We start from the raw sequence: 25,200 nt of genomic DNA, 5'->3' as shown, positions 1-25,200 counted from the left end.
TATTTTCTAATTGTTACACGTTGATAACAAGCAAAGATGTAATTTTGTAGGCTTGTATTTAATAAGTACAAATATAATTTTTAAATTCCATTTGGTAAAGAAATCCACATATTACCTTTTTATTACCCTGCTTGTCCTTTTTGCTTCTCTTTCTGAGGCTAAGGCACAGCGGGTAATCTCGACGGATACTTTACAAAAGTCTATTCCGAAGGACACGGCTGCCGATTTGCAGACGACCGTTTTCTATTCTGCCGTAGACTCTACGATTTTAGACGCAGACAAGCAAGTGGTGAATCTGTATGGGGGTGCCAAAGTTAAATACGGAGAAATCTCCCTCGAAGCCAACTACATCCGCCTAGACTGGGCAAAAAACGAGGTCTACGCTATCGGAACTCAAGATACGCTGACGAAGAAAATGATTGGGTTGCCCGTTTTTCTGCAGGGTAGCGATAAATACGATTCAGACGAAATACGCTATAATTTTAAGACCAAACGAGCCATCATTAAAGGCATCGTAACCCAACAAGGCGAGGGCTTTGTGCAGGGGAAAAACGTAAAAAAAGACGAAGAGGAGAACCTGTATATTCGAAATGCCATCTATACCACTTGTAATTTAACCCATCCACACTTTCACATCAAGGCAAGCAAGATCAAAGTCGTGGGTAAAAAAGAGATCATCTCCGGGCCTTTTCACTTTGAATTAAATGACATTCCCTTACCTATTGGCTTGCCTTTTGGGTTTTTCCCTTATTCGCAACCGAAAGAGGCCGGAAAATCAGGGATCATAATGCCCACTTATGGCGAGGAGCCGAATGGACGTGGTTTCTATTTGAGAGAGGGCGGGTATTATTGGGCGGCGAGTGAAAACATTGGGATTCGCTTTACAGGCCAAATTTATTCCAAAGGTGGCTGGGGTTTAGGCGCTAATTCGCAATACAACAAACGCTATCGCTATACGGGTAGCTTTAATTTAGCCTTTAATCGGAATAGTAATGGAGATGAGTTTGCCCCCACAAAACGAACCGATTTCGCTTTGCAATGGTCGCATGCCCCTAGAAGTGTAGGAAACTCGAGCTTTTCTGCCTCGGTAAACGTCGCCTCGAACTCGTATAATCAATACAACTCCTTTAATACCCAGCAATACCTTTCGAATACGATTGGATCGTCTGTTCAGTACTCTCGGAATTTTGGCCAAACCGTCCGCACCAGCATCAATCTGCGTATTAACCAAAACACGAGTACCCGGGTGTTTGATGCGGGAACAGACTTCAACTTTGGCCTTAACCAGATCCAGCCCTTCAAAAAGAAAAATTCGCTGGGGGATCGCTTCATTGATCAGTTCCGGATTGGTTTAGACTTCTCGGGTGGTATTTCGATGACGAATCAAGTGGGTGATCCGTACACGCGATATGAATTCGACGTGTATCCTCGTTCTTCCAATTCCTTGCGGGGAACCATCCAAAAGCCCTTTATTCCGACAGGAGCCGACGATGTTCCGCCAGGGGTCATTCCGGTAGATGCGAGCACCCTGCCTATTTTATGGGAAAAGGCGCAGACAAAATTCAATTACAGTATACCTTTAGCCTTGCCTAATTTGAAGTTAACGAAACACATTAACCTGACGCCTGGGGTTTCTTGGTCGGGGAATATGTACACGCGTTCCTACAAATACACCTACGTGGCGGCGGATTCAACGGTGCGCATCGATACCGTGGGCGGCTTGCCTAAATTCAATTCCCAGATCGCCTTTTCAGCCAGCATGAATACGCGTTTGTTTGGGACCTTGCGTTTCAAAAAAGGGCGTTTAGAGGCCATTAGACATACATTAGTCCCATCGGTTAGTTTGAGCTATACGCCAGATTATTCAGATCCGAGTTTCGGGTATTACCAAGATGTGCGGATTAACAATCGTAAATTCATCAATACGGAGGGAAAAGAACAGATAGGGGATATACGCCGCATTAGCACCTTTGACCCGCGCACGATGAGTTATGGGGGAGCTTCTGGGGCCGTTTCTTTTGGGTTCCAAAATACGCTCGAAGCGAAGTTAAAAACCAAGTCAGACACGGCCAGCGTGCTCACGGAGAAGGTGCGTATCCTGGATAACTTTGGCATTAATGGAAGCTATAATCTACTTGCAAAAGAATATGCGCTATCGAATATCGGCTTTAACCTGGCCTCGCGCGTGAAGGATTTTGACATCAATATGGGCGGCAGTTTTGACCCCTATTTGTATGTGGCCGACCCCTTGTTTTTTGACATCGGACGCAGAACGCCGGACTATATGTTCAGCCAAGGAGCAGGTCTAGCCCGTTTACAAGGTTTCAATTTCTCCATCGGCCGTCGTTTCTCAGCTGGAAAGCCTAAGCCAAAAGAGAACAAAAACGCAAGTGAGGCTCAAATGAATCAAATTAACCGAAACCTAGACGATTATGTCGACTGGAATGTGCCTTGGAATTTCTCCTTCTCCTACCAATACAGCATGAATAGGACAGGTTTAGCCTCGCCTCAAAACATTAGTGGCTTAAGCTTTCAAGGGGATATCAGTCTTTCCGAAAAGTGGAAGTTTTCTGTGACGTCTGGCTTTGACTTTAAGTACAAAGGCCTGACCTACACGAACATGTCCGTGCACCGCGACCTGCATTGTTGGGAAATGAACTTTAACTGGACGCCTATCGCGAGCCCATTCTACGGACGCGCGAGCAACTATTCCTTTGATCTTCGCGTAAAATCTACACTCTTACAGGACTTAAAACTGTCTCGCAGGCGCAGTTTTTACGACAAAGGAGGATTCTAGTTTAATTTAGATTTAAACGCTTTCAGGAACTTATCCATCTTAGGTTTGATGACGATTTGACAATAAGGCTCCGTCCCATTCTCATTGAAATAATTCTGGTGGTAATCCTCCGCCACGTAAAATTCCGATGCCGGCGTGATTTCCGTAACGATCGGATTAGGGAAAACGTGTTGTGCATTCAACTTTTGCTTCCAAGCCTCTGCTTCTTTTTGCTGCTCCGGCGTATGGAAAAACACCGCGCTACGGTATTGCGTGCCTGTATCCGCCCCTTGTCTATTCAAGGTCGTAGGATCATGTGTTTGCCAAAAAATCTCCAACAACGTCGCCACATCTACTTCCTTCGGGTCATACGCTAACTGACACACTTCTGCGTGACCCGTTAGTCCTGAACAAACCTCGCGGTAGGTTGGATTCTTAATCTTACCGCCCATATAGCCCGAAGTCACGGACTTAACCCCTTTCACACGTTGAAACACCGCCTCCACACACCAGAAGCATCCCGCTCCAAACGTTATTTTGTCTAATTTCTGATCCATCTTAGTTGTTTGTTTTTTTAATCCTGCCTCCTTTTTCTCGCCGGCACTTCCGCACGAAAAATGAAAAGCGCTCGTGATGATACTCAACACAATTACCGTAATTTTCGAGATCTTTTTCATCTTATTGTTTTTTAGCACTAATTTCGCATCCTAAATTACCTAATTTTAGTTCAAACTTGAAACAAACCTGGAAAGCCGCCTTTAGTGACCGCACCTTTGCGCTACAGTTCGTCAGTGCCTTAGCCGTGTTCCTTATTTTCCCTTTTAAAGCGGATGATTATTTCCAATGGATTCAATTGCGCGAAGGCATCCAATGGAACGATCCATTACTTAACGCCCTTCCGGCCCTAAATGTTTCCTACCCTATCTTTGGGATCATCTATTTATCCGTCATCTACTTGTTATATCGATTACTGCAAGACCCTAAAAGATTCGTTTGGTTCGCCTGGGCATTTAATTTCGAGACGCTGTTTCGCTTTTTAACGATTTATTTCGTGGCCCTAAATCCACCTGTGGGTTTAGTCGATTTGCATGATCCTCTTGCTGAGTTTTTCATCTATGGCGAAAATATGCCTATCACGAAGGACCTATTCTTTTCAGGACACACAGCGACAATGGTCTTTGTTTGCTTCTTTTTGCCTACCACGCGAGAAAGACGCATCGCCATCGCTCTTAGTCTGCTATTAGTTAGCTTATTATTGATTCAGCATGTGCATTATAGCATAGACGTGGCTGCAGCGCCACTATTTACGCTAGCGGCCATCTGGATCGTCAAGAAGGCAGGAATTAATTAAGACGATTTTTTCTTGTCTAAGGTCTCAAACACCGAATTGTTTGATTTGTACTCTGGAATAATCTCCTTGATTTTAGCCACAATCGAATTATTCGTACCACTCGATAACAAGTGATTCAAATCGTTCGTCGCCACTTCCATGTAAGCGTAAGAAGGCGTATTAACTTCAGCAATTAAGATCTTAGGATGGTGAGTAGGAAGCGTGTTCTCGTCGTTATTCAATAACTCCTCATACAACTTCTCACCTGGACGCAAACCCGTGTAGCGAATCTCAATATCCTTATCGACACGTAGACCACTCAACGTGATCATCTTCTTCGCTAAGTCAATAATCTTCACCGATTCACCCATATCGAAGACAAACACCTCGCCACCTTGTCCCATTGTAGCCGCCTCTAATACGAGTTCGCAGGCTTCTGGAATCGTCATGAAATAGCGGGTAATTTCCGGATGAGTCACCGTCACCGGTCCTCCACGCTCAATTTGTTTTTTGAACAACGGAATCACTGATCCGTTGGACCCTAGTACATTGCCAAAACGTGTCGCAATAAACTTCGTCTTCACGCCTTCCAATTGGTTCATCGACTGCGTATACATCTCGGCTAAACGCTTCGTTGCTCCCATCACATTGGTCGGATTCACGGCCTTATCCGTAGAAACCATGACAAATTTCTCTACTCCTACTTCAGCCGCTAATTCAGATAAGATACGTGTACCGATCACATTCGTCTTAATCGCCTCATAAGGATTATTCTCCATCAAAGGCACGTGCTTGTAGGCCGCCGCATGGAAAATAATGTCAGGACGGTGGTTCTTAAAAATCTTACTAACACGACGCGTATCGGACACATCCGCTACGTTCACAATTAACTGCACATTCGTGGGAACCTTTCCTGCTAATTCGTATTCTAAATCATATAAAGCTGATTCGGCTTGATCCACAAGGACTAATTTAGCTGGGAAATAAGCAATCAATTGACGTACAATTTCGCTACCAATCGACCCAGCGGCACCCGTCACCAGGATTACTTTACCTGAAATCTCCTCCCCTATACGCTTGTTATTCATTTGAATTACTTCGCGCCCTAATAGATCTTCGATCTTTACGTTGTGAATTTGATTCATCGCAAACTCCCCTTCCACCCACTTATCCACTGGAGGGAGCGCTTTAACCACCACACCCCGATCTAAGAAAATATCCGAAATCTTACGCTTCGATTTAGCCGACATATTGTTAATGGCCATAATGACTTCCATTCCGTCATTAGAACCCACAAACTTATCCAACACTTCAGGTAAACTATATACTTTGATTCCCTCGATAGTCTTCCCAATTTTGGACTCGTTGTCATCGATAAAACCCAAGATCTTGTAATTGGTACTCCGGTCTGTTTGGAACACATTCTTTGTCAACATTCCCGTATAACCCGCACCATAAATCAATACCCCAATGGTGGGTTTAAACTGATTCACAAAAGATTCGTAGAAGCTCTTCACGAAAAAGCGAAGAATAACCATCCAGAACAAACAGATGAAAAAGTCAATAATTAGGATGGACGCGGATAAATTAAAGACGTGTTCAAAGCCTAGCGTATTTCGAATCACGGCAGAAACCATGACGGCTCCAAATGACCCTGCAAACACCGCTTTTAAAATTAAAATGGCATCTTCAATGCTGGTGTGCCGAATAATCCCCGCATACGATTGAAAATACAAAAAGGCTAAAAGGCGTAAGCCTAAGACAAAAATCAATTGAGAAGCGAACACAGAGAAATCAATTTCCATTAACTGGAAATTCATTCGCAAAAGTGTCGCAATAGAAAACGAGAAAATGACAATTAACGAGTCAAAGACCAAGACCAGCCATCTGGATAGAAAGCGGTTTGAGTATTTCCGAATGAAGGAAGACTTCGTCATAATTTATCTCTTCTAAACACGGTTAGATTTCAATGACAAAATTACCAATTTTAAAACGATTCCGGTCGTAAATTTATCAAACGGCCGAAAAAGTAGACGAACGGACTATTACTTTCCGAATCCTGGCGCCGTTAAATCTACGATTGCATCCGATTTCATGACCATCACTCTTTCGTTACCGATGTTCGTCATATATCCGATCGCGGTTACGTCAGCGATTTTTTCAACTTTGGGAAAATCCTCCTGAGAAACCGTAAATACTAATTCATAATCCTCCCCACCATTCAAGGCAGCGGTCAAAGGACTCACATTAAACTCCGTCGCTGCTAAGTAGGTCTCATCATCAATCGGAATATTTTTCTCAAAAATACGGGCGCCTAAACCAGAGGCGTTACACAGATGGATAATCTCAGAAGCTAATCCATCTGAACAATCAATCATGGAGGTAGGAACAACACCTACATCTCTGAATTCGTGAATCATATCGAAACGTGCCATCGGTTTCAGCTGACGTAGAACCACATAGCTTTTACCTTCTAACTCTGGCTTCATGTCTGGATTAGCTAAAAACACCTGTTTTTCCCTTTCTAGTGAGTGTAATCCCATTAGCGCCGCACCTAAATCACCTGTTACACACAAGACGTCATTCGGTTTTGCGGTGCCACGTTGCACTAATTTATCGGCTTCCACCACACCTGTCGCAGTCATCGAAATAATTAAACCCTGCGGACTTGAAGTGGTATCACCACCTACTAAATCGACTTTGTATTCCTCACATGCAAGCTGAATTCCCTCATATAAGGCATCCACCGATTCCACAGAAAAGCGATTACTTAAGCCTAAACCGATCGTGATTTGAGCTGGAATGGCATTCATCGCAGCAATGTCCGAGAGAACCACAGATACCACTTTAAAGCCCAAATGCTGTAAAGGTGTATACCCTAAGTCAAAATGAACCCCTTCAATGAATAATTCCGTCGTGGTAACTACCTTATTCCCCTTAGGATCTAACACTGCGGTATCGTCTCCAATACCTAAGTCCGTCCAATCCTGTTTCTGCGTAAACTTCGAGGCAATGTGGTTAATTAAACCAAACTCCCCTACTTCTCCAATTTCCGTTCTCTTTTCCATATAACACAAAAAGCCGCCACAAGGACGGCTTCTATTAAATCAAATCTTCTTAAGGATTAACTAGGACTAATTTAACGATCGCGCTACTTGCTTTCACATAAGCGGCCGTTTGTTGAAGACTTAAGCCTGTGGCCGTAGGTGTAGACAAGATAGTATACGTAATCGTACCGCCAGTTCCTGTAGGTGCACCTTCTGCACTTGTTAAGCCATTTAAAGTCAGGGATAAACCATCCGTCGCTACGGTATAGGTTCCTGTAAATATTTTTCCGTCAAATTCCGTTAAAGTCACCGAACCTGCCGTAGATAAATCGAGTTTGTATTGCGAATACCCCTGCACTACATTAGCTGTACCTGCTTTATCATATTTCGTGACACCATCCCACTGAGCTGTATTGACAGACCATACTTTCTTCACTAATGTAGCCACACTCACGGTAGGAGTAGGTGGTGTAGGTGTGGGTGCTGGATCTCCACCGCCACCACAAGCCAGTACGGATAGAGTCAATAATAGGAGTAGAAACTGTTTCATGTTCGAGCGTTTTGCAATGTAAAATTAAAAATCTTTCTGAAAAAAAGGCGGGTTTGGCCCTTTTTATTTAGCTTCGTGTAAATTATGAAGACATATACGCGCAGCCAATTAGCCCTTCGAAATGGGCAGGACAAGCCTGAGATTTGGGTTGCCTTTCAGGGTCTTATTTATGACATGACGGAGTCCAAACTGTGGAAAAATGGCAAACATTACGAACACTGGGCGGGGCAGGATTTAACGCCTGAACTAGCTGATGCGCCACATTCTGAAAAAGTCTTTGAGAAATTTATCCCCATCGGAATCCTAGCAGTATGATATTAATTGTTGAAAGTGGATCGACTAAAACGGCCTGGAGACTCATCAAAGATCCGGCTTCGGCTTATGAAAGTTTTAGCAGTGCGGGTATCAATCCCTACTACCAAACTACCGAAGAGATTACCACAGCGCAACAATCGGTTTTAAGCGGATTTAAAGAACTTCCTATCCAAGCCATCTATTATTACGGAACGGGGGTTACGGGCGAGGCGCAATGCGAGGTCATTGCGGCGGCCTTTCGGCCTTATTTTCCTAGTAATTGTTCCTTAGAAATACAGAACGACCTCATCGCCGCTGCCCGATCGCTTTGCGGGAAAGAGGCAGGGATTGCCTGTATTTTAGGAACGGGTTCTAATTCGGGATTTTGGGATGGTGGGCGCATTTCGGCGCAAATTCCTCCACTGGGATTTTGGTTAGGTGACGAAGGCAGTGGTGGACATTTAGGAAAATCTTTGCTTTTAAGTTATTTACATGGCCAAATGCCGGTGGAGGTTCGTGCCGTTTTCGAGAAACGATTTGGCGTACTGGATCGCTTAACCGTTTTAGACAAGGCCTATAAACAAGCCTTTCCGAATCGCTGGTTTGCGAGCTTTTCCAAATTCCTGTTTGATCATCGCCGCGATGCCTATTGTTATGGCTTGATTGAACAATCCTTCGAGGCTTTTATCTCGTTGTATTTAAAACGCTATACGGAAGCGCCCGTAGTTCATTTTACCGGTTCAGTAGCTTTTTATTATTCGGATATACTGAAGAAAATTTTAAAGAAGCATGGATTGAATGTGGGGCATATTAGTGAAGGACCGATGGCAGGACTTTGCTTATACCACAAGGGGGAATTTTGGCCATAATTTCGTAAATTGCGACCATCTTCAGAAGCCTAAGACAACAAACACAACACATTGCCTATGACATCGCATATTAAATCCATAGGGACTAAACAAAAAGCACTTCAAATCAATCTAGACCGCAGTATCTACGGTTCCTTCGCGGAAATCGGGGCAGGTCAAGATGTAGCCGCGAATTTCTTCAAAGCAGGCGGAGCCTCAGGCACGATCGCTAAAACGATCTCCGCTTACGATATGGCTTTCTCGGATGCCATTTATGGCGAAGAGGCGTCAGGAAAATATGTGTGCGAGCCGCGTTTAATGAAAATGTTAAACCGGGAGTTTAAATTATTGAATGTGCGTTTAACGGAATCGGCTGCTGAGAAACGCTTCTTTGCCTTCGCTGATACCGTCTCTGCCTTGAATTTTCAAAAGACGAATGACGCCCACGGCTGGATCGGTTTACGCTTCCAATTAACGCCAAGCGGAGGATTTAACGATGTGGTCATCCACGTCAATATGCTCGACAATGACAATATTTTACAACAGCAGGCCTTAGGGGTGATTGGAGTAAACTTGTTGTTTGGGTGCTACCATTATTACGATAATCCAGAAAAATTACTCTTATCTCTTTTAGATGATTTGTCGAAAGACCGGATCGAAATCGACATGATTCGCTTCGAAGGACCGGACTTTAAAGAGGTAGACAATCGCTTGATGTCACTGTATTTAGTGAAGCATGGATATACACAGGCGGCGGTTTTTGGTCCCGATGGCAAGGTGATGCAGCCCTATGATGCTTTGGCCAAAAAACACATCGTAGCCGTGCGTGGTCGCTTCCGTCCCGTGACGAATATCTTCTCGGACATGTTAAAGAAAGGCGTCGCGCAGTTCGAGCAAGAGCCGGATGTAGACGATGACAAAATCTGCGTCCTGTCTGAATTGACGCTGAAAAGCTTAGAGAATGAAACGCACAAGATCGATGAGAAAGACTTCCTGGATCGCGTGGATATCTTATGTTCATTAGGCCAAACGGTATTAATATCTAACTTCCACGAATACTTCAAATTAGTCGACTTTTTGAGTCAGTTCTCTAAGTTAAAAATGGCCCTCGTTATGGGTATGCCAAACTTAGAATACATCTTCGAGGAAAAGCATTATAAGGGGGTCCCCGGCGGAATTATGAGTGCTTTTGGCTGTTTATTTGGCCAAAACATCAAATTATACCTCTACCCCACCGTCGCCGAAAATGGAGACATCGTTCAATTAAAGAATTTCGAACCGGAAGCTCATTTGAAAGGGTTATTCCAGTATTTAGTGGATAACGATAAATTAGCAGAGATCAAAAATTACGACGAAAAACTCATGAATATTCGAACGGATCAGGTACTCGACTTAATTCAAAGCGGCACCGATGAATGGGCACAATATGTACCCAAATCAGTCGCCAAACTCATTAAAGAGCACGCACTCTTTGGCTATCAAGCTTAACAAAAAAGCCCTGATTTTCTCTCAGGGCTTTTTTTTATTTCATTAGATCGATAAACTGATCAAATAAGTAACGTGAATCGTGTGGTCCTGGGCTCGCTTCCGGGTGGTGTTGCACCGAGAAGGCTTTGCGACCTTTCACGCGTAAACCTTCAACCGTTTGGTCGTTCAAGTTAATGTGCGTCAATTCTGCTCGATCAGATGCCTTCAACTCGTCCATTTTAACCGCAAAACCGTGGTTTTGAGAGGTGATTTCCGACAGACCTGTGATCAAGTTTTTCACCGGATGATTTAAACCGCGATGACCATTGTGCATTTTGTAGGTAGTTAATCCTACCACTTGTGCTAGAATTTGGTGACCTAAACAAATTCCGAAAACCGGTTTGTCGCTTTTCAAGAATTCAGAAACAGTGTCAATCGCATAGGACATCACGGCTGGATCTCCTGGACCATTCGAAACGAAATATCCGTCTGGATTCCATGCTGCGATTTCCGCAAAGGGAGTCTTCGCTGGGAACACTTTTAAATAACATCCACGCTCTGCGATGTTTGTCAAAATGCTTTTCTTAACGCCTAAATCAAGCACCGCTACTTTACGCTCTGCTTTCTCATCGCCTAAGAAATACGCTTCTTGCGTACATACTTGGGAAGATAATTCTAAACCTTCCATGGAAGGAATTTTAGCTAGGGCAGCTTTTAAGGCAGCTTCGTCAAAAATTTCAGAAGAAATCAAGCAGTTCATCACCCCTTTCGTCCGAATGTGACGAACTAAAGCGCGTGTATCAATACCCGAAATCCCTACAATACCCGCATCAGCCAAATAATCTTGTAAGGATCCATCAGCCGTCTCACGTGAGTGAACGCTAGCGAATTCATTACAAACCATTCCTGCGATTTGGACCTTGTTCGATTCTGCTTCTGCTTCTTGCATCACACCGTAGTTTCCGATGTGAGCTGTCGTATTAATAATTACCTGACCCGCATAAGAGGGATCCGTGTAGATTTCTTGATAACCCGTCATACCGGTGTTAAAACAGATCTCACCGCCGTGAGTTCCTATTTTTCCTAGTGCTTTCCCGTGGAAGATGGTTCCGTCTTGTAAAATTAAAACCGCTGGTGTGGACTCGGTAAATCTCATAAAATGCTGTTATAAAATAGGGATCAAATGCTCATTGCCTAAAAAAAGGGCTTCAACGGAAAGTTGAAGCCCTTTAAAAAAAATAGAAAGAGAAAGATTAAGCGTCTTCTCCTTTTTCTTCTGTGGACTCCTCAGTTGCTGGTGCTTCTGGTGCTGCTTCTTCAGCTGCAACCTCCGCTGCCGGAGCTTCTTCAACAACCTCTGCAGATGGTGCTTCCTCAGCAGCTACTGGAGCCGCAGCTTCAGTTGCTTTTGCAGCGCCACCACGACGGCTACGACGAGTTTTACCCGCTTTCTCCGCTGATGCAGCTAACATTGTTTCGTTGAAGTCAACTAATTCAATGAAGCAGATTTCTGCGTTATCACCTAAACGATTACCTAACTTGATAATACGTGTATATCCACCTGGACGATTCGCTACTTTCTCAGAAACGATAGAGAACAATTCCTTGATCGCATCCTTATTTTGTAAATAAGAGAATACCACACGACGATTGTTAGTGCTATCTGTCTTTGATTTTGTGATCATAGGCTCTACGTATTTACGTAATTCCTTTGCCTTAGCAACCGTCGTTTGAATACGCTTGTGTAAGATCAAAGATGAAGCCATGTTTGATAACAACGCTGCTCTGTGAGAGGCTGTTCTTCCTAGGTGATTAAATTTTTTACCGTGTCTCATTGTGTTATTTCGTAAGTTAAAAGCCCTTGCGAGCTGCGGTTAGTTTACCTCGCGGCAAACCACCTATTACTTTGTTTAAATTATAAATTAATCTTCGTCTAAACGATATTTAGAAACATCCATTCCAAAGGTCAAGCCTTTTTCCTCGATCAATTGCTCTAATTCAGTTAATGATTTCTTTCCGAAATTACGGAACTTCATCATATCAGAGATTTCTAATTTCGCTAATTCACCTAAAGTGCGAACGTCAGCTGATTTCAAGCAGTTGTAAGCACGTACAGATAAATCTAAGTCAGCTAATGAAGTCTTCAATAACTTGCGCATGTGAAGTAATTCCTCATCTACTACATTATCTTCTTCTGCTTTAGGAGTTTCAAATGTCATTGTTTGATCTGAGAACAACATGAAGTGTTGGATCAAGATATACGCAGCTCCTTTCAAAGCATCTTCTGGGTGGATTGAACCATCCGTCTCGATATCTAAAACTAATTTCTCATAATCCGTTTTTTGCTCTACACGTGTGTTCTCAATGCTGAACTTCACATTTTTGATCGGTGTATAGATCGCATCGATAGCGATGTGTCCGAAGGCTAACTCGTTTGCACGAGGCTCATCAGCGGCAACATAACCACGACCTTTTTCGATTACTAAATCAATTTCAACTTCTTTCGAAGAATCTAAATTGCAAATAACCAATTCAGGGTTTAATATTTGAAAATAAGGAGTGAACTTAGCGATATCACCAGCAGTGATAGCCGTTTGTCCCTTAATTTTCATAGAAACTTTGTTATCCAAAATTTCTTGTGTCTTCTTGAAACGAATTTTTTTCAAGTTCAAGATGATCTCAGATACATCTTCGTGAACGCCTTCAATGGCAGAAAATTCGTGTAACACACCAGAAATCTTAACGCTTGTGATAGCATATCCTTCTAAAGAAGAAAGTAAGATTCTACGAAGTGCGTTACCAATGGTAACACCGTAACCTTTTTCGAGTGGCTTGAACTCAAATAACCCGTGGAAGTCTGTGGCTTTTTCCATCACAACTTTTTCGGGCATTTGGAATGCTAATATTGACATATTTCGTAGCTTAAAATGATACTGAAAAAACGTTATTGGTACTCTTAATAAACTCTAGCAATCTCGTTAGGAGATTACTTAGAGTATAATTCGACAATTGCTTGTTCGTTGAAGTTTTCAGGAATCTGATCTCTTTCTGGCATAGCAACAAATTTACCAACCAATTCAACACCATCCCACTCTAACCAGTTGAAGTTCTTAGGAGAACGAGCTGCTAACGAGTTAGATACTACTTCTAGAGATTTTGATTTGGCACGAACACCTACTAATTGGCCTGGACGTAAAGAGTAAGATGGCACATTTACTACTTCGCCGTCTACAATGATGTGTTTGTGAATAACTAATTGACGCGCTGCACGACGAGTAGGAGCAATTCCTAAACGGTATACGACGTTATCTAAACGTGCTTCACACAATTTGATCAAGTTTTCACCAGTGATCCCTGCCTTAACAGCAGCTTTGTGGAACAAGTTTTCGAATTGGCGCTCTAAAATACCATACGTGTATTTCATTTTTTGCTTTTCCTTCAATTGCACTGCGTATTCAGAAACCTTTGAACGTTTTCCTTTACCGTGCATTCCTGGAGCATAGTTTTTACGAGCTAATGCTTTGCTCGGACCTAGAATTGCTTCACCGAAACGACGTGCAATCTTGGATTTGGGACCTGTATATCTAGCCATTTTTCTTAAAAGTCATTGGACCTCTTATGCCCAATGAAGTAATTAAATTGTGAATAAAAAGCGGGGGAAAATAATTACTAATTACCCCTGCATAAAAATTATTAAACGCGACGACGCTTAGGAGGACGACATCCATTGTGAGGCATTGGTGTAATATCTTTGATGATAGAAACCTCAATACCTGAGTTTTGGATAGTACGGATAGCAGACTCACGTCCAGCTCCTGGTCCTTTTACGAAAACCTCCGCTTTCTTCATTCCTGCTTCAACAGCTACCGCTGCGCAGTTAGATGCTGCCATCTGTGCTGCGTAAGGAGTGTTTTTCTTAGACCCACGGAAACCCATCTTTCCTGCTGAAGCCCAAGAGATCACTTGACCTGCTGAGTTAGTAATGGAGATAATAATGTTGTTAAAGGAAGCTTTGATGTGTACTTGTCCGTTTTGTTCCACGACAACTACTCTCTTCTTCGCTTTATCTTTTCTTTTTGCTTGTGCCATAATTTGAAATGAAATACGAAGAGGTGTTACCCTCTAGTTATTATTTAGTTACTTTTTTCTTGTTAGCAACTGTTTTTCTACGACCCTTACGAGTACGTGAGTTGTTCTTAGTGCGTTGACCACGTAATGGAAGACCTTTACGGTGACGTAATCCACGGTAGCAACCGATGTCCATCAAACGTTTGATGTTCAATTGAACCTCAGATTTCAACTGACCTTCCGTTTTGAATTCAGCAGCGATGATCGCACGGATAGCGCTAGCCTCCGTATCGTTCCACTCACCAGCTTTCTTGTCAAACGAAACCGCAGCTTTCGTTAAAATTTTTTGAGCAGTGCTACGACCAATACCGAAAATATAAGTCAACGCAATTTCTCCTCTTTTTTTGTCGGGAATATCAACCCCTGCAATACGAGCCATATAGGTAATTAATTGTTGTTATTAATCAATTTAAAATTCTGTCGAATTATCCTTGTCTTTGTTTGAACTTAGGATTCTTCTTGTTGATTACGTAAAGCTTTCCGTGACGACGGATTACTTTGCAATCTGCACTACGTTTCTTGATAGATGCTTTAACTTTCATATTAACTGTATTTATATAATCAAACCTTAAATTACTTGTATCTGTAAACAATTCTTGCCTTACTTAAATCATAAGGAGACATCTCTAACTTCACCTTATCTCCAGGTAAAATTTTGATGTAGTGCATCCGCATCTTGCCCGAAATATGTGCAATGACTTGGTGCGTATTTTCCAATTCTACCCGAAACATCGCGTTCGAAAGAGCTTCCAAAATAATTCCGTCTACTTCTATCGAGGACTGTTTGGCCATAATTATTAATTTATATATTCAACAATACTGTTGATGTTTTAATTACTTCTTCAATGGGAGCAAAGGTCGTTAAAATAATGGGACCTTCTTTCCCTACTGCAATCGTGTGTTCAAAGTGAGCACTCGGCTTGCGATCTTGTGTTCGGATAGTCCAACCATCCTTGTCTACTGCAATTTGACGCTTTCCTAAGTTAATCATCGGTTCGATCGCAATGACCATTCCTTCTTTCAACTTAGCTCCTTCCCCGCGACGTCCATAATTAGGAACCTCTGGGCTTTCGTGAAGCTTCTTACCTACCCCGTGACCTACTAGCTCTCTCACAACACCGTATCCAAAAGATTCCGTGTAGCATTGAACGGCGAAACCAATGTCGCCTACTCGTTTGCCTGGTGCGGCTTGATTCAAACCTAAATACAAGGACTCTTTCGTCCGTTGTAGCAATTGAACTACGTCCTCAGCCACATTCCCTATAGCATAGGTATAAGCACTATCGGCATGGTAGCCATTTTTATAAACTCCTCCATCTATCGAAATAATGTCTCCCTCTTTCAGGATCAATTCTCCCGGTAAACCGTGAACTACCACATCATTCACCGAAATACACAAAGAATAGGCATATTTCTGGCTTCCTACTTGATAGTTCAAAAAGGATGGATGCGCTGCATTATCCTTAATGAATTCGTAAGCGATTTTATCTAGGGCCAAAGTACTCACTCCCGGCACTATCGCCTTCGCTACTTCCGCATGACACTTCCCTAGGATTTCCCCATTCTGTTGAATGATGGCTAACTCTGCGGGGGTCTTTAAATAAATCATCTTAACGATTAATCAATTCAGAGCGACCTTTCACTCGTCCTGATTGCATTAAACCTTCGTACTTACGCATCAACAAATAACTTTCAATTTGTTGCAATGTATCTAATACTACACCTACTAGGATTAAAAGTGATGTACCTCCAAAGAAGGAAGCAAAACCTCTCGTCACGCCAAACAAGTTAGCTACCGCCGGAAGAACCGCAATTAACGATAACATCACAGCACCTGGTAACGTAATACGATCTAAAATTGTTGCAATAAAACCTGCTGTTTCTTCACCTGGCTTCACACCTGGAACGAAACCACCTCCACGCTTCATATCATCAGAGATTTGAGTCGGGTTAATCGAGATCGCTGTGTAGAAGAAAGTGAACACAATGATTAAGAATGCAAATAATACGTTGTATTGCCATGTCGTGAAATCACCGAAAGCAGACGCAACCGAAGAAGCAAATTCTGACTTTTCAGCAAACGACTGAGCGACTAATCCTGGGATAAACATTAATGCTTGAGCAAAGATGATGGGCATCACACCTGAAGCGTTTAACTTCAAAGGAATGTATTGACGCTCTCCACCTACTGCAGTTGCTTTGCTACCCACTACTTGCTTCGCATATTGAACTGGTATACGGCGAACTGCTTGAGTTACCATAATCGCTCCCATCACAACGAAGAACAAGGCAATAATTTCAATGATGAACATTAAAGCACCTGACATTCCACGTGAACCTGCTTCTTGTAAAATAGACGCTGGGAAACGAGAAACAATACCAATCATGATCAACATCGAGATACCGTTACCAATGCCTTTATCTGTAATCTTCTCTCCTAACCACATACACAACATGGTACCACCGATTAAGATAGCCACGCCATATAAACGGAAGAACCAAGGATCCACCATAATCGCCTCAGTTGGGATCGTTACTTGTAAATAAGTAAACGCTTGAGCAGCTGTTACGAAAATCGTTAAGATACGCGTGATTTGGTTTAACTTCTTACGACCTGACTCACCGTCTTTCTGCATTTTTTGGAAATACGGAAGGGCAATGGTCAATAACTGAATCGCAATCGAAGCAGAGATGTAAGGCATGATACCTAGAGCAAATACTGAAGCATTACTTAAAGCACCGCCTGAAAAGATATTTAATAAACCGAAAAGACCACCCTCTCCTGCTTGAGTTAACTTAGTCGCATCTACACCTGGCAAAGCAACATAAGAACCTAAACGGAAGAATGCAATGAAAAGAAGCGTATTTATGATACGACTTCTTAACTCCTCGATTGAGAAAATATGCTTGAAAGTTGTTATTAACTTGTTCATTCGATTAGAATAGAGGATTAACCAACAATTGCTTTACCGCCAGCTGCTTCAATCGCAGTTTTAGCAGCACCTGAGAAACCTTTCACGGTAACTTCCAAAGCAGAGGTTACAGATCCACGAGATAAGATTTTCACTAAGTCAGACTTAGATACTAAACCATTCGTATAAAGTGTCTCAAACGTGATCACCTTAGTTCCAATTGAGTCAGCTAATGCTTGCAAAGTATCTAAGTTGATTGCTTTGTATTCAACACGGTTGTGGTTTTTAAAACCAAACTTAGGAACACGACGTTGTAATGGCATCTGACCACCTTCAAAACCTCTCTTACGAGAATAACCTGAACGTGATTGAGCACCTTTGTGACCACGAGCAGAAGTTCCACCTAAACCAGAACCTTGACCACGACCTACTCTTTTTCTAACTTTTACCGAACCATCTGCCGGCTTCAATGATGATAATTTCATTCTATTGGGGGCTTAGCGCTGCTGTTGCCAGCAACTCGCATGTTAATTAAATATTTTCAACGACAATTAAGTGGTTTACGGCACGAATCATACCTGCAATCGCTGGATTCAATTCTACCTCAACACTCTTACGGATTTTACCTAATCCTAAAGCTGTGATCGTACGTTTTTGTACTTCAGGGCGCTTAATTGCACTTTTAACTTGAGTAATTTTAACTTTAGACATTGTATGTTCTATTAGAGAGGCTTGCGCGCTCTGATTATCCATTAAATACTTTAGCAACTGAAATTCCACGTTGGAAAGCTACTGAGTGTGGAGCTCTCATCTTCACTAATGCATCGATGGTTGCCTTCACTACGTTGTGTGGGTTAGATGAACCTTTAGACTTAGCTAAGACATCATGAACACCTACTGATTCTAACACAGCACGCATCGCACCACCGGCGATCAATCCTGTACCTGGAGCAGCTGGCTTAATTAAAACGAAACCACCTGAGAATTTACCTAATTGCTCGTGAGGAACCGTGTTCTTCAACAAAGGAATTTGGAATAAGTTTTTCTTAGCGTCTTCGATACCTTTAGTGATAGCGTCAGTTACCTCGTTTGCTTTTCCTAAACCGTATCCTACGATACCAGCACCGTCACCTACGACAACGATTGCTGAGAAACTAAAACGACGACCACCCTTCACTACTTTTGCAACACGGTTGATGGCTACTACTTTCTCCTTCAACTCACCTTCGTTAACCTTTATTGGTTTTGCTTGTAAATGCGACATATCTATTTCTTAAAATTGTAAGCCACCCTCGCGAGCACCTTCAGCTAATGATTTAATTCTTCCGTGATACAAATAACCGTTACGGTCAAAAACTACTTTCTCGATTCCAGCTGCTTTCGCTTTTGCAGCGATCGCTAAACCTACTGTCTTAGCAGCTTCCATGTTGTTGTTCACTTTATCTTTTGTATAAGATGTAGCTGAGAATAAAGTCTTACCAGCTAAATCATCTACTAATTGTGCATACAATGCAGAATTAGAACGATATACAGTTAAACGCGGACGCTCCGCTGTTCCTGCGATCTTAGCACGAATCGCACGTTTAATGCGGGTTCTGCGTAAATTTTTGGTTGTTGCCATTTGTTAACTTGTTTGTGTGGATTTCCGGCCCACGCTTATAATTTATTTTTTACCGCCCGCTTTACCAGCTTTGCGACGTACTTGCTCTCCTTGGAAACGAACACCTTTACCTTTGTAAGGTTCAACTGGACGTAACGACTTGATCTTCGCAGCTACTTGACCAATTAATTGCTTATCGATCGAATTCAATGTAACCATTGGATTCTTACCTTTCTCCATTGCAGTCACAATAGATACTTCTGTAGGAATCGCCATGAAAATCGCGTGAGAGTAACCCAAGCTTAATTCTAAAATATTTCCTTGATTTGCGGCCTTGTAACCTACCCCGATGATTTCCAACACTTTTTGGTAACCTTCACTCACACCCACGACCATGTTATTGATCAATGAACGATATAAACCGTGCATCGCTTTGTGACGTTTTTGTTCTGTAGGACGTGCCACAGTTAAAACACCCTCTTCGATAGTAATGATCATATCTTGATCAACTTGTTGCGACAAAGTTCCTTTAGGACCTTTTACTGTCACTAAATTACCAGCACTTACGTCTACAGTTACTCCTGCAGGGATGGTGATAATTTTCTTTCCAATTCTTGACATTAGACTTTAATTATAGCTTAAATTTCGAGATCGCTCCCCTTTCAGCGTGAAACAATTATTAATATACGTAACAAAGTACTTCTCCACCTACGTGTAAAGTACGAGCCTCTTTATCTGTGATTACTCCCTTAGAAGTAGACAAGATAGCGATACCTAATCCGTTTAATACGCGTGGTAACTCTTCAGCACCATTGTATTTACGAAGACCTGGCTTAGAGATACGAGTCAAGTTAACGATAGCAGGTTGCTTCGTAACTGAGTTGTATTTCAACGCAATTTTGATGGTTCCCTGTACGGATGAATCATCGAATTTATAGTTTGAAATGTATCCTTTATCAAAAAGTACTTTCGTAATTTCCTTTTTAATGTTGGAAGCAGGAATTTCAACTACCCTATGGCGTGCCTTCAAGGCATTTCTCAATCGGGTTAAATAATCTGCTATTGGATCTGTCATTGTTTTTAAATTTGCCGCAGGTCTTTTAAAATGGGCCTGCAAAATTACAAAAATGAATTTAATTAATCAAATAATATTACCAGCTTGATTTAGTTACACCTGGAATCAAACCATTGGATGCCATTTCACGGAACGTAACACGGCTAATACCGAACTTACGCATATATCCACGAGGACGTCCTGTTAATTTACAACGGTTGTGTAAACGTACAGGAGATGCATTTTTTGGAAGTTTATCCAATCCAACGTAATCTCCAGCTGCTTTTAAAGCTGCGCGCTTCACTGCATATTTTGCAACTGCTGCTTCGCGTTTTCTTTCTCTTGCTTTTACTGACTCTTTAGCCATTTTGTAAAAATTTAAAGGTTTTTATGAAAGCCTAAAGGGCTATTTATTTTTTTTGATTTGCAAAAGGCATTCCAACCGCTGCTAATAAAGCATAAGCTTCTTCATCTGTTCCAGCAGTCGTCACAAACGTGATGTCCATACCAGAGATCTTGCTTACTTTATCGATTGAAATCTCAGGGAAGATAATTTGCTCTTTCACCCCTAAGGTATAGTTTCCACGACCATCAAATCCTTTTTCAGAGATTCCTTTAAAGTCACGAACACGTGCTAAAGAAACTGTAGTTAAACGATCTAAGAATTCGTACATCTTATCTCCACGTAACGTTACTTTCACACCGATAGGCATATCTTCACGTAACTTAAAGTTCGAAATAGCTTTCTTTGAGATCGTAGCTACCGCCTTTTGACCAGCGATTTGTGTGATTTCTTCGATTGCGATATCGATTAATTTTTTGTCCGACACTGCGGCTCCTACACCCTTGTTGATTACGATTTTAGTAATCTTAGGCACTTGCATGATAGACTTGTACTGAAACTTTTCTTTTAAGCTTGGTACAACCTCCTTAACAAAACGTTCTTTTAATCTAGGTACTGCCATTGTAGTATATTTTGTGGATTTCCGACCCACGGTTAAGTTCTAATTATGCGATAAATTTACCAGTCGCTTTAGAATAGCGTTGTAATTTACCTTTCTCGTTCAATTTACGACCTGTACGTACAGGCTTTCCATTTTCTACTACCATTAAGTTAGAGATGTGGATTGAACCTTCACGCTTTTCGATTCCTCCTTGAGGATTAGCTGCAGATGGCTTAACGTGCTTCGTTTGCAAGTTAGCTCCTTCTACGATTGCACGAGATTTTTCAACAATCACTTGTGTGATAACTCCTGTCTTGCCTTTCGCGTTACCTGCGATCACTTGAACAGTATCTCCTTTTTTAACGTGCAATTTTGCTGGTTTACTTGTATTTTTTTCCATTGTATGATTATTAAATTGGGTACACCCAATATCTCATCTAATTATAAAACTTCAGGGGCTAGGGAAACAATTTTCATGAATCCTGCATCACGCAATTCACGCGCAACTGGCCCGAAAATACGAGTTCCTTTCGGCTCATCATTTGCGTTTAATAAAACGGCTGCGTTATCTTCGAAACGAATGTAAGAACCATCTTTACGACGAATTTCTTTCTTCACACGAACAACTACTGCTCTTGAAACGGTTCCTTTCTTCATACTAGAAGAAGAAAGAGCAGACTTCACAGAAACGACAATCTTATCTCCAATAGAAGCGTATCTTTTGCCAGTACCGCCTAATACGCGAATGACTAAAACTTCTTTTGCTCCAGAATTATCCGCTACACCCAATCTTGATTCTTGCTGTAACATTATATTTGATCTTTAAATTTTAAATTTTGAATAACAATCTTAGAATTATTTCGCTTTTGCGATTACTTCTAATAATCTCCAACACTTGTTTTTAGAAAGAGGACGTGTCTCCATTACTTTCACTGTGTCACCGATTCCGCACTCGTTGTTCTCATCGTGTGCCATCAATTTTGTTGTTTTCTGTACGAACTTTCCGTACAATGGGTGCTTAACCTTACGGTCAACGGTGATGGTGATAGACTTATCCATCTTGTTACTCACCACTTTCCCAATTCTTACTTTTCTCAGGTTTCTTTCTTCCATGGTTGTTGGATTACTTGTTAAACAATTGGCCGATAGCGTAGTTGAATCAGCCTATTAAAATTAATACTTATGCTTTTGTTGCCGCGCTTAGAGCAGTTTCTAATTTCGCGATCAATTTGCGGTTTTGACGAATACGCATCGGATTTTCAATCGGTGAAATAGCGTGAGCTAATTTCAAACGAGAGATATTCTCTTGCTCAGCAGCGATCTGCTTCTTTAATTCTTCAACTCCTAATTTTTGTATTTCTGCGTTTTTCATAACAATGTTATTTGGATGTATTAAACTGTGGGTTTAATATCCTATTCTGAATAATCTCTACGAACAACAAACTTCGTACGCATTGGCAACTTTTGTGCTGCTAAACGTAAAGCCTCTTGAGCAACCGCCAAAGGTACACCTGACGATTCAAACAAGATAGTTCCTGGGCGAACATTAGCTACCCAATACTCAGGAGCACCTTTACCCTTACCCATACGAACCTCTGCAGGCTTCTTAGTGATAGGTTTGTCAGGGAAAACACGGATCCAAACTTGTCCTTCACGTTTCATAGCACGGGTTACCGAGATACGAGCTGCTTCAATTTGACGAGCGGTGATACGACCTGGCTCTAAAGATTTAATAGCGAATGATCCAAAATCAATCTCGTGGCCACGGGTTGCAACACCTCTTACGCGACCTTTTTGTTGCTTACGAAATTTCGTTCTTTTTGGTTGTAACATTTTCTTATAAGTCTAATATCTAATTCAAATATATTTTATCGCTTTCCACCACGGCCACGGTTCGCACCGCCAGCACCTGGTTTGTTACGGTCTCCACCTTGATCTGCTCCTTCTGGACGACGGCCACGACCACGGTCATCACCACGTCCACGAGGTCCACGATCACCACCGCGAGAATCCGCTGCAGTTGATTGTAATCCCATGTTTGCATTAGGAGATAAATCAGGCTTACCGAAAACCTCTCCACGGAACACCCATACCTTGATACCGATCTTTCCGTAAACAGTTAAAGCTTCAGAGATAGCGTAATCTACGTCAGCACGAAGTGTGTGAAGAGGAATACGTCCTTCTTTGTATCCTTCAGAACGTGCCATTTCAGCACCACCTAAACGACCTGATAATTTTAATTTAATTCCTTGTGCACCTACACGCATCGCTGACGCGATTGCTTGCTTCATCGCACGACGGAATGAAATACGAGCTTGTAATTGTTGAGCGATTGCTTCACCGATTAATTTCGCATCGATTTCTGGACGCTTAATCTCAAAGATGTTGATCTGAACATCTTTACCAGTGATTTTCTTTAACTCTTCTTTTACTTTATCTACCTCAGCACCTTGCTTACCGATAACCACACCAGCACGAGCTGTGTTGATCGTCAAAGTGATGCGCTTTAAGGTACGCTCAATAATAACTTTTGAGATAGATCCTTTTGGAATACGAGCGGCTACGTACTTTCTGATTTTCTCGTCTTCGACAAGCTTATCAGCGAAAGTTTTACCTCCGTACCAATTAGAATCCCAACCTCTCACGATACCTAATCTTAATCCAATAGGGTTAATTTTTTGTCCCATTTCTTGTTTTATCTAATAGTCTATTATTCTGCTGAACTGGTTACTAAAGCGGGAGCCTCAGAAGAAGCCACTACAATAGTGATGTGATTTGAACGCTTCAAGATGCGGTGACCTCTTCCTTGCGGAGCAGGGCGTAAACGCTTAATCGAAGCACCTCCATCTACGAAGATCGTCTTGATAAACAAGTCAGCTTCCTCAATTTTAGCATCGACATGCTTGTTTTGCCAGTTAGAAACCGCAGAGAGTAATAATTTCTCTATCGATTTAGCACCAACTTTGGGCTCAAATTTTAAGATACCCAACGCTTTGGATACTTTCTGTCCACGTACCATGTCTGCGACAATACGCATTTTCTGCGGCGACGTAGGAACATTTCTTAATTTAGCAATTGCTTCCATTTTCAATATTGATTAAGACCCGAGAGTCTATCTAATTACCTTTTACCTTTGTCTTTTTTCGCCACGTGACCACGGAAGTTACGTGTGGGAGAGAACTCACCTAATTTGTGACCAACCATATTCTCTGTTGCAAATACAGGGATAAATTTATTCCCGTTGTGAACTGCGAATGTGTGACCTACGAAATCTGGAGAGATCATTGAACGTCTAGACCATGTTTTAATCACGGATTTCTTTCCGGATTCGTTCATAGCCTGAACCTTGTTGTCAAGGCGGTAATCAATGTAAGGACCTTTTTTTAGTGAACGTGCCATCTAACTATTTTTTTCTTCTACTGATGATAAGACGATTTGTGTTTTTCTTTGGATTACGAGTTTTCTTACCCTTTGCCAATAAACCGTTACGAGAACGTGGGTGACCTCCTGAAGAGCGACCCTCACCACCACCCATTGGGTGATCGACTGGGTTCATTACAACACCACGAACACGTGGACGACGACCTAACCAACGGTGACGTCCTGCTTTACCTAAGTTCACGTTCATGTGATCCGAGTTAGATACTGTACCGATTGTCGCAAGACAACGAGCAAGTACCATACGCATCTCACCTGAAGGCAATTTCAAGGTTGCATATTTTCCATCACGTGCTAACAATTGAGCGTAAGTTCCAGCAGAACGAGCCATTTCAGCTCCTTTACCAGGTTGTAATTCGATTGCGTGCACTAATGTACCTAATGGGATGTTTGCCAAAGGCAATGTATTTCCCACCTCTGGAGCTACTTTCTCTCCTGAGATAACTGTTTGGCCTACCTGGATACCAGCTGGTGCCAAGATATATGATTTTTGACCGTCTGTATACTCAATAAGAGCGATACGAGAAGTACGGTTTGGATCGTATTCTACTGTTAATACCGTTGCAGGAACGTCCATTTTAGCACGAGTGAAATCAATCACACGGTAACGACGCTTGTGACCACCACCGATATAACGCATCGAGCGACGACCATCTGCATTTCTACCACCCGTTCTTTTGATCGGCTCTAGTAAAGGCTTGTACGGTTTGTCCGTAGTAATCTCCTCGAACGTCGGCGCGATGCGGTGACGTTGTCCTGGAGTTGTTGGTTTAATTTTTTTAATTGCTGCCATTTAATTAGTTCAATTTATC

General features: G+C 42.0%; 36 protein-coding genes. 5 read left to right on the top strand and 31 right to left on the bottom strand.

What is annotated here, in order from left to right; genetic code table 11:
* The first annotated feature begins 91 nt into the window (after positions 1-91).
* Entirely contained in the window at positions 92-2,797 is a 2,706-nt protein-coding gene (locus tag G9X63_RS06275) for a putative LPS assembly protein LptD (RefSeq protein ID WP_252621945.1), read from the top strand.
* Here G9X63_RS06275 and msrA read toward each other — a convergent pair.
* Entirely contained in the window at positions 2,794-3,453 is a 660-nt protein-coding gene (gene msrA, locus G9X63_RS06270) for a peptide-methionine (S)-S-oxide reductase MsrA (RefSeq protein WP_130895410.1), read from the bottom strand. The two genes, G9X63_RS06275 and msrA, sit on opposite strands and share 4 nt — an antisense overlap.
* A 56-nt stretch (positions 3,454-3,509) precedes the next feature.
* Between msrA and G9X63_RS06265 the strand changes: the two genes are divergently transcribed.
* Positions 3,510-4,127, top strand: a complete 618-nt coding sequence (locus G9X63_RS06265; RefSeq protein ID WP_252621942.1) for a phosphatase PAP2-related protein — start codon at positions 3,510-3,512, stop codon at positions 4,125-4,127.
* Here the strand turns inward: G9X63_RS06265 and G9X63_RS06260 are convergent.
* The 3 genes from G9X63_RS06260 to G9X63_RS06250 form a co-directional block, all read right to left on the bottom strand.
* Positions 4,124-6,043, bottom strand: coding sequence for a polysaccharide biosynthesis protein (locus G9X63_RS06260; protein WP_252621940.1), 1,920 nt, complete (start codon positions 6,041-6,043; stop codon positions 4,124-4,126). The genes G9X63_RS06265 and G9X63_RS06260 overlap by 4 nt on opposite strands.
* 108 nt (positions 6,044-6,151) lie before the next feature.
* Complete coding sequence (gene thiL, locus G9X63_RS06255) at positions 6,152-7,174, bottom strand: thiamine-phosphate kinase (RefSeq protein ID WP_252621938.1); 1,023 nt, start codon at positions 7,172-7,174, stop codon at positions 6,152-6,154.
* A gap of 49 nt (positions 7,175-7,223) precedes the next feature.
* On the bottom strand, positions 7,224-7,703 hold the full coding sequence (locus tag G9X63_RS06250; RefSeq protein ID WP_130922606.1) for a hypothetical protein: 480 nt from the start codon (positions 7,701-7,703) through the stop codon (positions 7,224-7,226).
* A gap of 84 nt (positions 7,704-7,787) precedes the next feature.
* On the opposite strand from G9X63_RS06250, the gene G9X63_RS06245 reads away from it, so the two are divergent.
* Genes G9X63_RS06245 through G9X63_RS06235 form a run of 3 tightly spaced genes read left to right on the top strand, consistent with a single transcriptional unit; the run spans position 7,788 to position 10,333 of the window.
* Entirely contained in the window at positions 7,788-8,018 is a 231-nt protein-coding gene (locus G9X63_RS06245) for a cytochrome b5 domain-containing protein (protein ID WP_130895415.1), read from the top strand.
* Entirely contained in the window at positions 8,015-8,866 is an 852-nt protein-coding gene (locus G9X63_RS06240; protein ID WP_252621936.1) for an N-acetylglucosamine kinase, read from the top strand. The genes G9X63_RS06245 and G9X63_RS06240 overlap by 4 nt, the downstream gene beginning before the upstream one ends.
* Positions 8,867-8,923: 57 nt before the next feature.
* Entirely contained in the window at positions 8,924-10,333 is a 1,410-nt protein-coding gene (locus G9X63_RS06235; protein ID WP_252621933.1) for a TonB-dependent receptor, read from the top strand.
* A 34-nt stretch (positions 10,334-10,367) separates the two neighbouring features.
* On the opposite strand, the gene carA is transcribed toward G9X63_RS06235, so the two are convergent.
* The 27 genes from carA to rplB form a co-directional block, all read right to left on the bottom strand.
* Positions 10,368-11,468 (bottom strand): glutamine-hydrolyzing carbamoyl-phosphate synthase small subunit, encoded by a 1,101-nt coding sequence (carA, locus tag G9X63_RS06230; RefSeq protein WP_252621931.1) that lies wholly within the window; start codon positions 11,466-11,468, stop codon positions 10,368-10,370.
* Between the two features lie 97 nt (positions 11,469-11,565).
* On the bottom strand, positions 11,566-12,147 hold the full coding sequence (gene rplQ, locus G9X63_RS06225) for a 50S ribosomal protein L17 (protein WP_130895419.1): 582 nt from the start codon (positions 12,145-12,147) through the stop codon (positions 11,566-11,568).
* An 87-nt stretch (positions 12,148-12,234) separates the two neighbouring features.
* Positions 12,235-13,224, bottom strand: a complete 990-nt coding sequence (locus G9X63_RS06220; RefSeq protein WP_130895420.1) for a DNA-directed RNA polymerase subunit alpha — start codon at positions 13,222-13,224, stop codon at positions 12,235-12,237.
* A gap of 74 nt (positions 13,225-13,298) precedes the next feature.
* Entirely contained in the window at positions 13,299-13,904 is a 606-nt protein-coding gene (gene rpsD / locus G9X63_RS06215; protein ID WP_130895421.1) for a 30S ribosomal protein S4, read from the bottom strand.
* 101 nt (positions 13,905-14,005) lie between these two features.
* Positions 14,006-14,401, bottom strand: coding sequence for a 30S ribosomal protein S11 (gene rpsK / locus G9X63_RS06210; protein ID WP_130895422.1), 396 nt, complete (start codon positions 14,399-14,401; stop codon positions 14,006-14,008).
* Positions 14,402-14,441: 40 nt separating this feature from the next.
* Positions 14,442-14,819 carry a 30S ribosomal protein S13 gene (rpsM, locus tag G9X63_RS06205; RefSeq protein ID WP_130895423.1) on the bottom strand — a complete coding sequence of 126 codons (378 nt, stop codon included), beginning with the start codon at positions 14,817-14,819 and terminating at the stop codon, positions 14,442-14,444.
* 46 nt (positions 14,820-14,865) lie between these two features.
* Positions 14,866-14,982 (bottom strand): type B 50S ribosomal protein L36, encoded by a 117-nt coding sequence (gene ykgO, locus G9X63_RS06200; RefSeq protein ID WP_130895424.1) that lies wholly within the window; start codon positions 14,980-14,982, stop codon positions 14,866-14,868.
* A gap of 31 nt (positions 14,983-15,013) precedes the next feature.
* Positions 15,014-15,232, bottom strand: coding sequence for a translation initiation factor IF-1 (gene infA / locus G9X63_RS06195; RefSeq protein WP_127803117.1), 219 nt, complete (start codon positions 15,230-15,232; stop codon positions 15,014-15,016).
* A 10-nt stretch (positions 15,233-15,242) separates the two neighbouring features.
* Positions 15,243-16,049: a type I methionyl aminopeptidase gene (gene map / locus G9X63_RS06190; protein WP_252621929.1), complete on the bottom strand. Its 807-nt coding sequence runs from the start codon at positions 16,047-16,049 to the stop codon at positions 15,243-15,245.
* Position 16,050: 1 nt separating this feature from the next.
* The gene (gene secY, locus G9X63_RS06185; protein WP_130895426.1) at positions 16,051-17,373 is read right to left on the bottom strand and encodes a preprotein translocase subunit SecY; all 1,323 of its coding nucleotides are present in this window, start codon (positions 17,371-17,373) and stop codon (positions 16,051-16,053) included.
* A gap of 17 nt (positions 17,374-17,390) precedes the next feature.
* The gene (gene rplO / locus G9X63_RS06180) at positions 17,391-17,837 is read right to left on the bottom strand and encodes a 50S ribosomal protein L15 (RefSeq protein ID WP_252621927.1); all 447 of its coding nucleotides are present in this window, start codon (positions 17,835-17,837) and stop codon (positions 17,391-17,393) included.
* A 46-nt stretch (positions 17,838-17,883) separates the two neighbouring features.
* Positions 17,884-18,063 (bottom strand): 50S ribosomal protein L30, encoded by a 180-nt coding sequence (rpmD, locus tag G9X63_RS06175; RefSeq protein WP_236633164.1) that lies wholly within the window; start codon positions 18,061-18,063, stop codon positions 17,884-17,886.
* A 34-nt stretch (positions 18,064-18,097) separates the two neighbouring features.
* A complete protein-coding gene (rpsE, locus tag G9X63_RS06170) occupies positions 18,098-18,616 on the bottom strand; it encodes a 30S ribosomal protein S5 (protein ID WP_130895429.1) in 519 nt (172 codons plus the stop codon).
* Positions 18,617-18,625: 9 nt separating this feature from the next.
* Entirely contained in the window at positions 18,626-18,973 is a 348-nt protein-coding gene (gene rplR / locus G9X63_RS06165; protein ID WP_252621925.1) for a 50S ribosomal protein L18, read from the bottom strand.
* Positions 18,974-19,015: 42 nt separating this feature from the next.
* Positions 19,016-19,573, bottom strand: a complete 558-nt coding sequence (rplF, locus tag G9X63_RS06160; RefSeq protein ID WP_130895431.1) for a 50S ribosomal protein L6 — start codon at positions 19,571-19,573, stop codon at positions 19,016-19,018.
* A 58-nt stretch (positions 19,574-19,631) separates the two neighbouring features.
* Positions 19,632-20,027 carry a 30S ribosomal protein S8 gene (gene rpsH / locus G9X63_RS06155; protein WP_130895432.1) on the bottom strand — a complete coding sequence of 132 codons (396 nt, stop codon included), beginning with the start codon at positions 20,025-20,027 and terminating at the stop codon, positions 19,632-19,634.
* Between the two features lie 76 nt (positions 20,028-20,103).
* Complete coding sequence (gene rpsN / locus G9X63_RS06150; protein ID WP_130895433.1) at positions 20,104-20,373, bottom strand: 30S ribosomal protein S14; 270 nt, start codon at positions 20,371-20,373, stop codon at positions 20,104-20,106.
* 43 nt (positions 20,374-20,416) lie between these two features.
* Positions 20,417-20,971, bottom strand: coding sequence for a 50S ribosomal protein L5 (rplE, locus tag G9X63_RS06145; protein ID WP_130895434.1), 555 nt, complete (start codon positions 20,969-20,971; stop codon positions 20,417-20,419).
* Between the two features lie 43 nt (positions 20,972-21,014).
* Complete coding sequence (gene rplX / locus G9X63_RS06140; RefSeq protein ID WP_130895435.1) at positions 21,015-21,350, bottom strand: 50S ribosomal protein L24; 336 nt, start codon at positions 21,348-21,350, stop codon at positions 21,015-21,017.
* Positions 21,351-21,391: 41 nt separating this feature from the next.
* Complete coding sequence (gene rplN, locus G9X63_RS06135) at positions 21,392-21,760, bottom strand: 50S ribosomal protein L14 (protein WP_130895436.1); 369 nt, start codon at positions 21,758-21,760, stop codon at positions 21,392-21,394.
* Between the two features lie 45 nt (positions 21,761-21,805).
* On the bottom strand, positions 21,806-22,063 hold the full coding sequence (gene rpsQ, locus G9X63_RS06130) for a 30S ribosomal protein S17 (RefSeq protein WP_130895437.1): 258 nt from the start codon (positions 22,061-22,063) through the stop codon (positions 21,806-21,808).
* Positions 22,064-22,130: 67 nt separating this feature from the next.
* Positions 22,131-22,322, bottom strand: a complete 192-nt coding sequence (gene rpmC / locus G9X63_RS06125; protein ID WP_130895438.1) for a 50S ribosomal protein L29 — start codon at positions 22,320-22,322, stop codon at positions 22,131-22,133.
* 41 nt (positions 22,323-22,363) lie between these two features.
* Positions 22,364-22,783: a 50S ribosomal protein L16 gene (rplP, locus tag G9X63_RS06120; RefSeq protein WP_130895439.1), complete on the bottom strand. Its 420-nt coding sequence runs from the start codon at positions 22,781-22,783 to the stop codon at positions 22,364-22,366.
* 35 nt (positions 22,784-22,818) lie between these two features.
* Complete coding sequence (gene rpsC / locus G9X63_RS06115) at positions 22,819-23,637, bottom strand: 30S ribosomal protein S3 (RefSeq protein ID WP_130895440.1); 819 nt, start codon at positions 23,635-23,637, stop codon at positions 22,819-22,821.
* Between the two features lie 23 nt (positions 23,638-23,660).
* Positions 23,661-24,035 carry a 50S ribosomal protein L22 gene (rplV, locus tag G9X63_RS06110; protein ID WP_130895441.1) on the bottom strand — a complete coding sequence of 125 codons (375 nt, stop codon included), beginning with the start codon at positions 24,033-24,035 and terminating at the stop codon, positions 23,661-23,663.
* Between the two features lie 35 nt (positions 24,036-24,070).
* The gene (gene rpsS, locus G9X63_RS06105; protein WP_130895442.1) at positions 24,071-24,349 is read right to left on the bottom strand and encodes a 30S ribosomal protein S19; all 279 of its coding nucleotides are present in this window, start codon (positions 24,347-24,349) and stop codon (positions 24,071-24,073) included.
* Between the two features lie 4 nt (positions 24,350-24,353).
* On the bottom strand, positions 24,354-25,181 hold the full coding sequence (gene rplB / locus G9X63_RS06100) for a 50S ribosomal protein L2 (protein WP_130895443.1): 828 nt from the start codon (positions 25,179-25,181) through the stop codon (positions 24,354-24,356).
* Positions 25,182-25,200: the final 19 nt, after the last annotated feature.

This window comes from Aquirufa antheringensis, from assembly GCF_023921165.1.
Classification (GTDB): domain Bacteria; phylum Bacteroidota; class Bacteroidia; order Cytophagales; family Spirosomataceae; genus Aquirufa; species Aquirufa antheringensis.
Note: the sequence above shows the minus strand (reverse complement) of the source record. Positions and strands in the feature narration are given on the sequence as shown.

What these genes read in the sequence shown, in the direction of transcription:
- rplP (WP_130895439.1), bottom strand. Translation starts at nt 22,783, where the DNA reads ATGTTACAACCAAAAAGAACGAAATTTCGTAAGCAACAAAAAGGTCGC.
- rplQ (WP_130895419.1), bottom strand. Translation starts at nt 12,147, where the DNA reads ATGAGACACGGTAAAAAATTTAATCACCTAGGAAGAACAGCCTCTCAC.
- G9X63_RS06250 (WP_130922606.1), bottom strand. Translation starts at nt 7,703, where the DNA reads ATGAAACAGTTTCTACTCCTATTATTGACTCTATCCGTACTGGCTTGT.
- rplR (WP_252621925.1), bottom strand. Translation starts at nt 18,973, where the DNA reads ATGGCAACAACCAAAAATTTACGCAGAACCCGCATTAAACGTGCGATT.
- rplN (WP_130895436.1), bottom strand. Translation starts at nt 21,760, where the DNA reads ATGTTACAGCAAGAATCAAGATTGGGTGTAGCGGATAATTCTGGAGCA.
- rpsK (WP_130895422.1), bottom strand. Translation starts at nt 14,401, where the DNA reads ATGGCACAAGCAAAAAGAAAAGATAAAGCGAAGAAGAGAGTAGTTGTC.
- rplB (WP_130895443.1), bottom strand. Translation starts at nt 25,181, where the DNA reads ATGGCAGCAATTAAAAAAATTAAACCAACAACTCCAGGACAACGTCAC.
- rplV (WP_130895441.1), bottom strand. Translation starts at nt 24,035, where the DNA reads ATGGAAGCAATTGCTAAATTAAGAAATGTTCCTACGTCGCCGCAGAAA.
- rpsN (WP_130895433.1), bottom strand. Translation starts at nt 20,373, where the DNA reads ATGGCTAAAGAGTCAGTAAAAGCAAGAGAAAGAAAACGCGAAGCAGCA.
- rpsS (WP_130895442.1), bottom strand. Translation starts at nt 24,349, where the DNA reads ATGGCACGTTCACTAAAAAAAGGTCCTTACATTGATTACCGCCTTGAC.
- G9X63_RS06220 (WP_130895420.1), bottom strand. Translation starts at nt 13,224, where the DNA reads ATGTCAATATTAGCATTCCAAATGCCCGAAAAAGTTGTGATGGAAAAA.
- G9X63_RS06235 (WP_252621933.1), top strand. Translation starts at nt 8,924, where the DNA reads ATGACATCGCATATTAAATCCATAGGGACTAAACAAAAAGCACTTCAA.
- rpsH (WP_130895432.1), bottom strand. Translation starts at nt 20,027, where the DNA reads ATGACAGATCCAATAGCAGATTATTTAACCCGATTGAGAAATGCCTTG.
- rpsM (WP_130895423.1), bottom strand. Translation starts at nt 14,819, where the DNA reads ATGGCTCGTATTGCAGGGGTTGATATTCCCGACAAAAAAAGAGGAGAA.
- rpmD (WP_236633164.1), bottom strand. Translation starts at nt 18,063, where the DNA reads ATGTCTAAAGTTAAAATTACTCAAGTTAAAAGTGCAATTAAGCGCCCT.
- G9X63_RS06240 (WP_252621936.1), top strand. Translation starts at nt 8,015, where the DNA reads ATGATATTAATTGTTGAAAGTGGATCGACTAAAACGGCCTGGAGACTC.
- rplF (WP_130895431.1), bottom strand. Translation starts at nt 19,573, where the DNA reads ATGTCAAGAATTGGAAAGAAAATTATCACCATCCCTGCAGGAGTAACT.
- G9X63_RS06260 (WP_252621940.1), bottom strand. Translation starts at nt 6,043, where the DNA reads ATGACGAAGTCTTCCTTCATTCGGAAATACTCAAACCGCTTTCTATCC.
- secY (WP_130895426.1), bottom strand. Translation starts at nt 17,373, where the DNA reads ATGAACAAGTTAATAACAACTTTCAAGCATATTTTCTCAATCGAGGAG.
- map (WP_252621929.1), bottom strand. Translation starts at nt 16,049, where the DNA reads ATGATTTATTTAAAGACCCCCGCAGAGTTAGCCATCATTCAACAGAAT.
- rpmC (WP_130895438.1), bottom strand. Translation starts at nt 22,322, where the DNA reads ATGAAAAACGCAGAAATACAAAAATTAGGAGTTGAAGAATTAAAGAAG.
- rplX (WP_130895435.1), bottom strand. Translation starts at nt 21,350, where the DNA reads ATGGAAAAAAATACAAGTAAACCAGCAAAATTGCACGTTAAAAAAGGA.
- thiL (WP_252621938.1), bottom strand. Translation starts at nt 7,174, where the DNA reads ATGGAAAAGAGAACGGAAATTGGAGAAGTAGGGGAGTTTGGTTTAATT.
- rplO (WP_252621927.1), bottom strand. Translation starts at nt 17,837, where the DNA reads ATGAAATTATCATCATTGAAGCCGGCAGATGGTTCGGTAAAAGTTAGA.
- G9X63_RS06245 (WP_130895415.1), top strand. Translation starts at nt 7,788, where the DNA reads ATGAAGACATATACGCGCAGCCAATTAGCCCTTCGAAATGGGCAGGAC.
- rplE (WP_130895434.1), bottom strand. Translation starts at nt 20,971, where the DNA reads ATGGCAGTACCTAGATTAAAAGAACGTTTTGTTAAGGAGGTTGTACCA.
- carA (WP_252621931.1), bottom strand. Translation starts at nt 11,468, where the DNA reads ATGAGATTTACCGAGTCCACACCAGCGGTTTTAATTTTACAAGACGGA.
- rpsQ (WP_130895437.1), bottom strand. Translation starts at nt 22,063, where the DNA reads ATGGAAGAAAGAAACCTGAGAAAAGTAAGAATTGGGAAAGTGGTGAGT.
- rpsD (WP_130895421.1), bottom strand. Translation starts at nt 13,904, where the DNA reads ATGGCTAGATATACAGGTCCCAAATCCAAGATTGCACGTCGTTTCGGT.
- rpsE (WP_130895429.1), bottom strand. Translation starts at nt 18,616, where the DNA reads ATGTCGCATTTACAAGCAAAACCAATAAAGGTTAACGAAGGTGAGTTG.
- infA (WP_127803117.1), bottom strand. Translation starts at nt 15,232, where the DNA reads ATGGCCAAACAGTCCTCGATAGAAGTAGACGGAATTATTTTGGAAGCT.
- ykgO (WP_130895424.1), bottom strand. Translation starts at nt 14,982, where the DNA reads ATGAAAGTTAAAGCATCTATCAAGAAACGTAGTGCAGATTGCAAAGTA.
- msrA (WP_130895410.1), bottom strand. Translation starts at nt 3,453, where the DNA reads ATGAAAAAGATCTCGAAAATTACGGTAATTGTGTTGAGTATCATCACG.
- rpsC (WP_130895440.1), bottom strand. Translation starts at nt 23,637, where the DNA reads ATGGGACAAAAAATTAACCCTATTGGATTAAGATTAGGTATCGTGAGA.